The organism is Rhizobium sp. SEMIA 4085, from assembly GCF_013004495.1.
Taxonomy (GTDB): Bacteria; Pseudomonadota; Alphaproteobacteria; order Rhizobiales; family Rhizobiaceae; genus Rhizobium; species Rhizobium gallicum.
The window spans coordinates 1-9,627 of record NZ_JABEPH010000232.1 but is presented as its reverse complement, the minus strand read 5'-3'; the positions used below and the strand labels follow the sequence as shown (position 1 = coordinate 9,627).

The window sequence follows — 9,627 nt, the reverse complement described above, 5'->3', positions numbered from 1 at the left end:
CGGATCTTCTGCACCTCCTTGCGTCTGCGGACCATCACGCCCGGCTCCTGGCCGAACGTCCGGGCCAGGGCCTCGTCCAGCCGCCTCTCGAGCGTCGACCCTGTCTCGTCCGAGCGGAAAAGCACATTACCGCTCTGGATGTAGGTCTCGACGTTATGAAAGCTCAGCCGCTCGCAGATCACCTTGAGCTCCGCCATCGGCAGGGCGCCCGTTCCGCCGACATTCACAGCTCGAAGCAGTGCGACATAGACCGGCATGGGTTTGCTCCTTTCACGAACCTGGTATCCGGGACAGGCGCCACCCCAGCGACCCTCATTCCTGTGCTCGTCACAGGCGTCCAGCGCACCCAGGTCCTTGGGCGCAGGAACTCCATGAGAATAGTTCACTGCGCGAACGCGCCGCGGCTGGGTTCCTGTCACAAGGACCGGAACGAGGAAAGCCAATTCCCGTGCCGTCTCCCGCTCACACCTTCCCAACCACCTTGATTGCAAACGCGTACTCAAACGCGATCTCCTCCAGCCGCTGGAAGCGCCCGGCGGCGCCGCCGTGGCCGGCGTCCATGTTGGTCTTGAGCAGGATCGGCGCTGCGCTTGTGGTCTTGTCGCGGAGCTTGGCGACCCACTTTGCCGGCTCCCAATAGGTGACGCGCGGGTCGGTCAGGCCGCCGAGCGCCAGGATCGGCGGATAGGCCTTCTCGCTCACGTTGTCGTAGGGCGAATAGGACGCGATCTGCTCATAATCCTCGCGGCTCTCGATCGGGTTGCCCCATTCCGGCCATTCCGGCGGCGTCAGCGGCAGGCTGTCGTCGAGCATGGTGTTCAGCACATCGACGAAAGGAACGGCAGCGATGACGCCTGCGAACTTCTCCGGCGCCATGTTGGCGACGGCGCCCATCAGCATGCCGCCTGCCGACCCGCCCTCGGCGACGATCTTCGCGTAAGACGTGAACTTCTGTTGATTCAGATAGTCAGCGGCGGCGATGAAGTCCTTGAACGTATTGGTCTTGAAGGTCATCTTGCCGTTCTCGTACCAGGCAAAGCCCTTGTCCTTGCCGCCGCGGACATGGGCGATGGCGTAGACGAAGCCGCGGTCGGCGAGCGACAGGCAGTTGGTGTTGAAACCGGCCGGAATGCTGATGCCGTAGGCGCCATAGCCATAGAGCAGGCAGGGCGCCGAGCCGTCGAGCGGCGTATCCTTGCGGTAGAGCAGGGTGGCCGGCACCTGCTCACCGTCCCATGCCGGCGCGAAGACGCGCCGCGTGACGTAGTCGTCCGGATTGTGGCCCGAGGGAACCTCCTGTGTCTTCAACAGCGTCCGCTCTCGCGTCGTCATGTTGTAGTCGTAGAGCTGCGAGGGCGTCGTCATCGACGAATAGGAGAAGCGGATGACGTCGGTGTCGTACTCCGCAGCGCCCTGCAATCCGAGCGAATAGGCTTCCTCGGCAAAGGCGATCGCATGTTCCTCGCCGGTCTTGCGATCGCGGATGATAATCTGCGGCAGGCCGTCCTTGCGCTCCAGCCACAGCAGGTGGCGGGCATAGGCCATGTGGTTGATGATCAGCGTTCCGGCCTTGTGTGGTACGACCTCGCGCCAGCTCTCCTTGGCGGGATTGTCAACCGGCGCTTCCATGATCTTGAAATCCTTGGCGCCGCCGTCATTGGTGAGGATGTAGAAGACGTCGCCGCCTTCCGTCAGCGTATATTCGATGCCTTCCTGGCGCTTGGCGACGAGCTTCGGCTCGGCCGTCATATCCTTGGTCGAGAGCAGCCGGTATTCGCTGGTCTCATGGTCGTGAATGTCGATGAAGATGAAATCATCGAGCAGCGAGCCGCCGACGCTCATGAAGAAGCCGGCATCCTTTTCCTCGTAGACGAGCCGGTCCTCACTCTGCGGCGTGCCGATGAAGTGGTGGAACACCTTGGAGGGGCGGTGGTTCTCGTCGAGCGCCGAATAGAAGAAGCTCTTGCCGTCCGGCGCCCAGACCCCGCCGCCGCCGGTGTTCTCGATCACGTCGGGCATGTCTTGTCCGGTCGCAAGGTCGCGCACCCTCAGCGTGAAGAATTCCGATCCCCTGTCGTCATAGCCCCAGATGGCGCGGCTGTGATCGGTCGAGTGGTCGAGGCCGGCGAGCCGAAAATAGGATTTGCCGACCGCCTCTTTGTCGCCGTTGAGCAGAACGGTTCGGATCGTCTCGTCCTTGACGTCGCCGTCGCGCGGGATCCGGAAATAGCGCGGCTGCTCGCCGCCGGTCACGAAGAAGGTGCCGTAGGCGTGAGCGCCGTTCTTCATCGGCACCGAGCTGTCGTCCTCCTTGATGCGGCCGCGCATCTCGGCAAAAAGCGTCTTCTGCAGCGGCTTGGTATCTTCCATTGCCACGTTCATATAGGCGTTTTCCGCCTCCAGGTGCCTGCGGATTTCGGGGTCGAGGATCGACGGATCCTTGAACATCGCCTGCCAGTTATCGGCGCGCAGCCAGGCATAATCGTCCGACCGGGTAATGCCGTGGCGTGCATCGGAAACGGGCTTCTTGGCGGCAGAAGGCGGGGTCGGCAGGTTCTTGAAAACAGACAAGGAAAGGCTCCGGATCGGAATTGCGGGGTGGAGAAGAGATAGAGGTGGAGGCGGGCTGGATCAAGCGCCAAGGCAGGCGCGAGAACCCCTGCGGCAAATCGGAGTCTTCCTCTCGTTGCCTTGATGTGACCACATTGTTTAACAAAGTCCGCTACCGTCGCGCGGAATTTACGCTTCGTTTTGGCTTAGGCTGAGGCCATAGACCGGGCGGATTCTGCCATAAGCATAAAGAGGAATTTGCCCGCAATGCCGAAATGTCTGGTCCTGTCCGTGTGTCTCGTCAGCTTTGCCTCCTGCGCCTTCGCCGTCGATCCCGCCATCAAGAAGCAGCTGGAAAAACTCGATCCCGCCACCCGCCTCGAACAGAGCTGCGACACCGAAGCGATGAGCCGCATCAACAAGGACAAGACCGGCTTCAAACCGGACAAGGTGATCGCCTACACCTTCAAGGACCCGATCCCCAGCGACGACAAGCTCGAAGCCCCCGGAGCCGTCTTCCGCAGCCAGGGCGACTGGTACCACCTCTCCTACACCTGCATCACCGGTCCGCAGCACATCAACGTGCGCGAACTGCAATACGAGATCGGCGAGAAAGTGCCGCGGGAAAAGTGGAGCACATATTATTTGTATGATTGAGATGTGGCGCGGCCTTTTGCGCGGTCTTTACGCCTTGCTTTCTCATTCCTGTGCCAGCGACAGGAATGAGAAAGCAAGGGAAGGCTCTCGATGCTGAAAGGATATTGGGAGGATGAGGCGTTGAGCGGCCAGTCTCACCCCATCACTTCGGCAATTGCGGCAGCAATTTCTCCTCGATGAAGAGTTCATCGACAATCGTCATGACGATCAGCGAGAGCGGCAGAGCGAGCATGGCGCCAACGGCACCCCACATCCATGTCCAGAAGATGATGGCGACGAAGACGAGGAAGGGATTGATTTCCAGCCGACGGCCCATGACGGCGGGGAACACCAGATTTTCCATGACAAGGTGCACGATGAAGAAGGCGGCCGCCGGCAGGAGGCCGATGATGATGCCGTTATGGGTGAGGATGCCCGCGACCGCGATGGAAAACGTCATCATGGTGATGCCGAGATAGGGAATGAAGCTCGAAAGGAAGGCGAAGAAGCCCCAGAGCGCCGGCGCTGAGAGCCCGCCCGCCCAGGCAATCATCGCCATGACGACGCCGAGCGCCGCATAGATGACCGAGGCGGTTGCGAAATAAAAGCCCAGCACCCGCTCGACGGAGCTGATGACGCGGATGGCCGTGAGCCGCTGCTGGCGGGTGCGGAAGGTCAGGATGATCGTCTTGCGCAGGTTGACGCGCCCGGAGAGAAAAAGCAGCAGGGCGGCGAAGAATATCAGCGCCTGCACGAGCGCCGGCGTCAGGTTTGTCGTCACCACATGCAGCACGTTGCCGGTGTTTTCGAGCAGCGCATTAATCGAGATCGGCCCGCTCTGGAGGCTTGCGGGGGTAATGCGCAACCAACGTATCTGCTCCAGATAGGGCATGATCCGGTTGATCGTCCTTTCGATGAACGCCGGAGCTTCGTTGGTCAGCGTCGTCAAAGGCCCGGAAAGCGAGCTGACGACGAAGAAGATGACCAGCGCAACGGCGCTTGAAAGGATGATGGCAACGGTGACGCGCGGTACGCCGAGCTTGCTCAATTTTTCCGCCGCCATGCCGAGGATCATGCCTACCACTACGGCGAGCGTGATGGGGATCAGGATCAGCGACATCTGGTAGAGAACGGCAAGGCCAAGGATCGCGAAAATCCCGATCATCGCCCAGGCCATGCTGACGTCGAGCGCATCCTTGTGGACGCGGTGCGCCGGCACCTGCGGCATCTCCTCCGTCGCGGTGGTCAGTGCGTCTTCCCATGCGCTCGTCCGCCGCTCGCCGATTGCGATTTTCTTTGCTTGTTTCCGGATGCCGTTGGCAAAGCCCATCTATGGAATGTCCCCGAAAGCCTCATTGGCTCGAAACGGAAACGCACGGAATGCGTGTTTGGTTCCCGGCAGGCTGGCGTGCCGAGGGATACTCAGTTTGGGCAAATTGACAATCGCGCGGCCTACTCGGAATAGTTTTGCGGGCTGGACTTTCCTCGGTGGAAATGGAGGGTGACATTGCGCGAACCCGATAGGCAGAAACTCGACAAATTGGTCGAACGGCTGGTCGGCGATGTCGGAGCTGCGGTCTCCGGCGCGCTCGTCGTGCTCGGCGATGATCTCGGTCTGTTCAAGGCTCTGGCGGACGGCGTGCCGCGGGATGTGGCGCGGCTTGCAAAGGAGACCGGGCTGAAGGAGCGCTATCTGCGCGAATGGCTCTCGGCGATGGCCGCGGCCGATTACATAACCTATGACGACGGGACGGACCGCTTCCATCTCACGCCCGAGCAGGCGATGGTGTTTGCACAAGAAGACAGCCCCGCCTTCTTCGCCGGCGCGTTCCAGGTGACGCAGTCCATGTGGATGGACGAGCCGAAGATCGCCGAAGCCTTCCGCAGCGGACGGGGCGTCGGCTGGCACGAACATAGTGTCTGCCTCTTCCGCGGCACCGAACGCTTCTTCCGGCCCGGCTACAACACGCATCTGGTTTCAAGCTGGATACCGGCGCTGAATGGCGTTGAGGCAAAGCTCAAGGTTGGTGCCAGGGTCGCCGATGTCGGCTGCGGCCATGGTGCGTCGACAATCCTGATGGCGCAGGCCTATCCTGCCTCGCGATTCTTCGGCTTCGATTATCATGCCCCCTCGATCGAGAAAGCCAGGGCCGCGGCCGAGGAGGCAGGTGTCGGCGACCGCGTCACCTTCGAGCAGGCCACTGCGGCCGAATTTCCCCCGCAGGGATATGACATGGTCGCAATGTTCGATTGCCTGCACGACATGGGAGATCCGGTCGGTGCCGGCCGTCATGTCAAGGAAACGCTGGCGCCCGGCGGCACCTGGCTGATCGTCGAGCCATTTGCCCACGACAATCTGAAGGACAACCTCAATCCGGTCGGACGCGTCTATTACGGCGCTTCGACAATGATCTGCACCCCGGCGTCGCTGTCGCAGGAGGTTGGCCTCGGCCTTGGCGCCCAGGCGGGCGAGATGAGGCTCAGGAAAGTGGCGCTCGACGCCGGCTTCTCGCATTTCCGCCGGGCGAGGGAAACGCCGTTCAACATGGTGTTCGAGGCGCGGGCGTAGCGGCTCGAAGGATTGGGGGACCGACCATTGCCTCAAGCCGAAAGCGTCAGCCCGATGCCCCACGGATCCTTGAAGAACACGCCGCCGTCGCGCTTTGCGCTGTCGATCTCCAGCCGGTCGAGTGCCGCCACCGCATTGTCGAGCGCCGCCTTGTCGTTGAAGCGTAGGGTGTAGTCGGAAAGGCCGGTCATACCGTCGGCGCGAGTGCCGGCGCCGCGGCTGTTCCAGATGTTGGCGGCGATGTGATGGTGGTAGCCCCCAGTTGCAAAGAAGCTCGCGCCGGGATAGCGCGCCATCAGCTTCAGGCCGAGGACGTCGCGATAGAAGGCATCGGCTTGCGGAATGTCGCCGACCTGCAGATGGATATGCCCGATCGCCGTGCCGTCGGCCATGCCGCCCCAGGTATCCTCGGGCGCACTGTCGTAGAGCGCCTGCAGATCGAGGCGCATCGTTGCCATTTCGACCTGGCCGTCCTGGTGGAAATGCCAGGCCTCGTGCGGCCGGTCGGCGTAAATCTCGATGCCATTGCCTTCTGGATCGGAGAGATAGATGGCTTCGCTGACGAGATGATCGGAGGCGCCGTCGAGCACGACATCGTTATGGGCCGCATGGCGCAGCCAGCGGGCAAGTTCCGTGCGGTTCGGCATCAGGAAGGCGGTGTGAAAGAGGCCGGCCGCATTGCGCGGCGCGATCGTCGCCTTGCTGTCCGTCGTCAGCATCAAGAGCGGCAGCCCGTTCACACCGAGCACCTCGCCGCTCGGCGCCTTCTCGATCACCTTGAGGCCGAGCATCGACTGATAAAAGCTCGAGACCAGCGAAAGGTCGGTAACGGCCAGATGCGACTGGCCGACATAGGCAGGCCGCGTCAGCGCATAAGAGGTTTCGCTCGTCATTTGTTTATCTCCTGCCTTGGAAGGGAAAGGCGCGCCGGCGGCGGCAGCGAAAGCGCTGCCCGTAGCAAGCTCGAGGAATGTTCGCCGGTCCATCACGCCTTCACGTCCTCTCGAGCCGCTGTACTTGTAGTCTATATGGCGGATTCCGATTGTTCACAGAAGATCAGTTTTTGAGGATAAAGCGTTGAGCGAATGTTGACGATCGCTTGTGCCCACTTGAACCTGTCCATCGCGCGTTATCTTCTATTGTAGGTAAGCCCGCTGTGGAGGAAACCATGTACAAGAAGATCATCGTCCCTATCGAGATGGGTACGGTCGAGAGGGGGGAAAGGGCATTCCGCAAGGCTGCGACGCTGCTTGATGCGGGCGGTGAGATCATCCTGCTCAATGTCGTGCAGGACGTGCCGACCTATATCGCCGTCGACCTACCGGCTGAACTGATCGACAATGCGATCGATGATGGACGCGCGCAGCTGGAGCAACTGCGGCTGAAGACCGGAATTCCGGCGAAGGTGGAGATCGGCCGTGGCCCGCCGGCGCACGGCATACTCGCCGCCGCCGAGGCGCACCACGCCGACCTCATTATCATCGCCTCGCATGTTCCGGATTTCTCGAACTATTTCATCGGTGCGACCGCTGACCGGGTGGTACGCCACGCCAAATGCTCGGTGCTGGTGGATCGGTAAGGATTAAAGCGTTTCATGAAGTTTTACCGCGCGCGGTGCTGCCGGCTGTTGCGCCGCCGGCCGTTCAGTGAGAGCATCGGTAAGGGTCGAGGAATGGGTGCGTATTCATGGGCGAGTTCAACGGCATTCGCTGGGCTTACGACAGATATGAGCTGATCGCCGACGGCATCGTGCACGGCGTTGGCCTTGCGCTTGCGCTCGTGGGTGCGACCGTGCTGATCTTCTATGCGATGGTCTGGAGCTCCTACGGCGAGATCGCGGCCGCCTGGATTTACGGCATCGGCCTTGTGCTGACACTCGGCATTTCCTTTTCCTACAATGCCTGGCCGGTCTCGCCCACCAAATGGTACCTGCGCAGGCTCGATCATTCGGCGATCTTCATCCTGATCGCCGCGACCTATACGCCCTTCCTCGAACGCGGTGCCGACGACCCGCTGCTCTTCGCCATGCTGATTGCCATCTGGGCGATGGCGGCCGCCGGCATCTACCTGAAATGCGCCTTTCCGGGGCGCTACGACAAGCTGACGATCCTGCTCTATCTCGCCATGGGCTGGAGCGGCATTCTCGTTGCCGGGCCGGTCGCCTCGCGCATTCCCTTCGCTTCGATGCTTTTGATCGTCATCGGCGGCATCATCTATTCGGCAGGTGTGATTTTCCACGTCTGGGAAAAGCTGCGCTTCCAGAACGCCATCTGGCATGGCTTCGTGGTTGCTGCCGCAGCGGTACATTATTCGGCGGTACTCACCTGCTTCAGCATGGGCGCTGCCAGGCTCTGATCGTTCTTTCTTCGCGCCAATTCGCGGTTTACATCGCCGAAGGCCAGGCGTATGCGCTTGGGCGAACGAACCGGAATGGACATGACATGACCGACGCCGTCCTCGTGCGCGACGCCACCGAAGCCGATCTTGCGGCGATCCGCGACATCTACAACCACGCCGTCGAACACACGACGGCGATCTGGAACGAAACCCTTGTTGATCTCGAAAACCGCGCAGAATGGTTCCGGGCGCGCAAGGCGAGGGGCTTTCCGGTTCTGGTCGCGGAAAAGGCGGGGCAGGTCGCGGGTTACGCCACCTACGGCGACTGGCGGGCCTTCGACGGCTATCGCCATACGGCCGAGCACTCCGTCTATGTCGACAAGGACTGCCGCGGCGGCGGCATCGGAAAGCTTTTGATGCAGGCGCTTATCGAGAAGGCCAAAGAGAACGGCGTTCACGTCATGATCGCCGGCATCGAGTCGGAAAACGTCGCCTCGATCCGCCTGCACGAAAAGCTCGGCTTCCGCATCGCCGGCACCTTCTCCGAGGTCGGCACCAAGTTCGGCCGCTGGCTCGATCTCACCTGCATGGAACTCAGGGTTTCGAAGTGACCGCCTCGCCGTTCAAGCGGGCATCTGGCACTTCAATCGCAGGCAAGGGAGCGGCAAACGAGGTATCGCTGTCTTGCGCTAACCTCATGCCCTGACGGGCACAGGTGGTCGATCGTTTCCCTTTCCGGAAAATAGCTGGCGGTGGTGATGAGCCCCCGTATATTGCCTATTTCCCCGGCTCGAACACCATCGAATGTCCGTTGATGCAGTAGCGCAGGCCCGTCGGCGGCGGGCCATCGGGGAAGACGTGGCCGAGATGTGCATCGCATCTGCTGCAGCGGATCTCCGTACGGACCATGCCGTAGGAGCTGTCGCGATGCTCTGTCACGCCATCCGGCGAGACCGGTTCGAAATAGCTCGGCCAGCCGCAGCCGGCATCGAATTTGGTATCGGAGCGGAAGAGCGGAGCGTTACAGCCGACGCAGCGGTAGAGGCCGGTCTCGAAGCTGTCCCAGTAGGGGCCGGTAAAGGCGCGTTCCGTGCCGTGCTGGCGCGTGATGCGGTATTGCTCCGGCGTCAGCTGCTCTTTCCATTCTGCATCCGTCTTGCGGGCTTTGGCGGTCGTGGTGTCGGACATAAGGCATGCTCCTTTCGCGCCGGAGGGGCGGTGCCGTCTTGGCCAGAATGTGGGGCGCAAGACAAGCCGGATCAAGGCAGGACGGATTAGCCCGGCAATCAGGTTCTATCGCGGGCCTTCGAAATATCCGCCCAAGGCTCATCCAGTGTGCATCCGCGATTTCGCGCAAAGGCTGCGGCGTAGCGGACGGCCCCTCGAGGAGAGGGCAGGGTAAGGGCAATCGGCGAAATGCCCGGCCTATAGCTAATCCGAATTGATGGTTTGATCCCGACCGCGCCGTTAACGTACTCTTAGCCATGGCGGCTGATGCCAGGCGGGGGATATGGACGTGTTCATCGTTGTTCTAC

The 9,627-nt window shown here is 61.4% G+C and carries 10 protein-coding genes; 5 read left to right on the top strand and 5 right to left on the bottom strand.

Going from position 1 to position 9,627, the window contains the following annotated elements:
• Positions 1-257: DUF1697 domain-containing protein (locus C9413_RS21160; RefSeq protein ID WP_170250863.1), on the bottom strand; the 257-nt coding region annotated here is incomplete at its 3' end.
• Between the two features lie 205 nt (positions 258-462).
• Complete coding sequence (locus tag C9413_RS21155; protein WP_039844315.1) at positions 463-2,571, bottom strand: S9 family peptidase; 2,109 nt, start codon at positions 2,569-2,571, stop codon at positions 463-465.
• Between the two features lie 246 nt (positions 2,572-2,817).
• Between C9413_RS21155 and C9413_RS21150 the strand changes: the two genes are divergently transcribed.
• Entirely contained in the window at positions 2,818-3,207 is a 390-nt protein-coding gene (locus tag C9413_RS21150) for a DUF930 domain-containing protein (protein WP_039844316.1), read from the top strand.
• A gap of 142 nt (positions 3,208-3,349) precedes the next feature.
• Here C9413_RS21150 and C9413_RS21145 read toward each other — a convergent pair whose 3' ends face one another.
• Positions 3,350-4,516 carry an AI-2E family transporter gene (locus tag C9413_RS21145; protein WP_039844317.1) on the bottom strand — a complete coding sequence of 389 codons (1,167 nt, stop codon included), beginning with the start codon at positions 4,514-4,516 and terminating at the stop codon, positions 3,350-3,352.
• Between the two features lie 177 nt (positions 4,517-4,693).
• On the opposite strand from C9413_RS21145, the gene C9413_RS21140 reads away from it, so the two are divergent.
• The gene (locus C9413_RS21140; RefSeq protein ID WP_039846673.1) at positions 4,694-5,755 is read left to right on the top strand and encodes a class I SAM-dependent methyltransferase; all 1,062 of its coding nucleotides are present in this window, start codon (positions 4,694-4,696) and stop codon (positions 5,753-5,755) included.
• A 32-nt stretch (positions 5,756-5,787) separates the two neighbouring features.
• Here the strand turns inward: C9413_RS21140 and C9413_RS21135 are convergent, their stop codons facing one another.
• Complete coding sequence (locus tag C9413_RS21135; protein WP_039846674.1) at positions 5,788-6,648, bottom strand: VOC family protein; 861 nt, start codon at positions 6,646-6,648, stop codon at positions 5,788-5,790.
• Positions 6,649-6,923: 275 nt separating this feature from the next.
• Between C9413_RS21135 and C9413_RS21130 the strand changes: the two genes are divergently transcribed.
• The 3 genes from C9413_RS21130 (at position 6,924) to C9413_RS21120 (ending at position 8,703) form a co-directional block, all read left to right on the top strand.
• Complete coding sequence (locus C9413_RS21130; RefSeq protein ID WP_039844318.1) at positions 6,924-7,334, top strand: universal stress protein; 411 nt, start codon at positions 6,924-6,926, stop codon at positions 7,332-7,334.
• A gap of 107 nt (positions 7,335-7,441) precedes the next feature.
• On the top strand, positions 7,442-8,110 hold the full coding sequence (locus C9413_RS21125; RefSeq protein ID WP_039844319.1) for a hemolysin III family protein: 669 nt from the start codon (positions 7,442-7,444) through the stop codon (positions 8,108-8,110).
• An 86-nt stretch (positions 8,111-8,196) separates the two neighbouring features.
• Complete coding sequence (locus tag C9413_RS21120; RefSeq protein WP_039844320.1) at positions 8,197-8,703, top strand: GNAT family N-acetyltransferase; 507 nt, start codon at positions 8,197-8,199, stop codon at positions 8,701-8,703.
• 166 nt (positions 8,704-8,869) lie between these two features.
• Here the strand turns inward: C9413_RS21120 and msrB are convergent, their stop codons facing one another.
• Complete coding sequence (gene msrB / locus C9413_RS21115) at positions 8,870-9,280, bottom strand: peptide-methionine (R)-S-oxide reductase MsrB (protein WP_170250861.1); 411 nt, start codon at positions 9,278-9,280, stop codon at positions 8,870-8,872.
• Positions 9,281-9,627: the final 347 nt, after the last annotated feature.

Excerpts from the sequence above, each read along its gene's own strand:
- C9413_RS21135 (WP_039846674.1), bottom strand. The coding sequence starts at position 6,648 with ATGACGAGCGAAACCTCTTATGCGCTGACGCGGCCTGCCTATGTCGGC.
- C9413_RS21120 (WP_039844320.1), top strand. The coding sequence starts at position 8,197 with ATGACCGACGCCGTCCTCGTGCGCGACGCCACCGAAGCCGATCTTGCG.
- C9413_RS21150 (WP_039844316.1), top strand. The coding sequence starts at position 2,818 with ATGCCGAAATGTCTGGTCCTGTCCGTGTGTCTCGTCAGCTTTGCCTCC.
- msrB (WP_170250861.1), bottom strand. The coding sequence starts at position 9,280 with ATGTCCGACACCACGACCGCCAAAGCCCGCAAGACGGATGCAGAATGG.
- C9413_RS21130 (WP_039844318.1), top strand. The coding sequence starts at position 6,924 with ATGTACAAGAAGATCATCGTCCCTATCGAGATGGGTACGGTCGAGAGG.
- C9413_RS21125 (WP_039844319.1), top strand. The coding sequence starts at position 7,442 with ATGGGCGAGTTCAACGGCATTCGCTGGGCTTACGACAGATATGAGCTG.
- C9413_RS21145 (WP_039844317.1), bottom strand. The coding sequence starts at position 4,516 with ATGGGCTTTGCCAACGGCATCCGGAAACAAGCAAAGAAAATCGCAATC.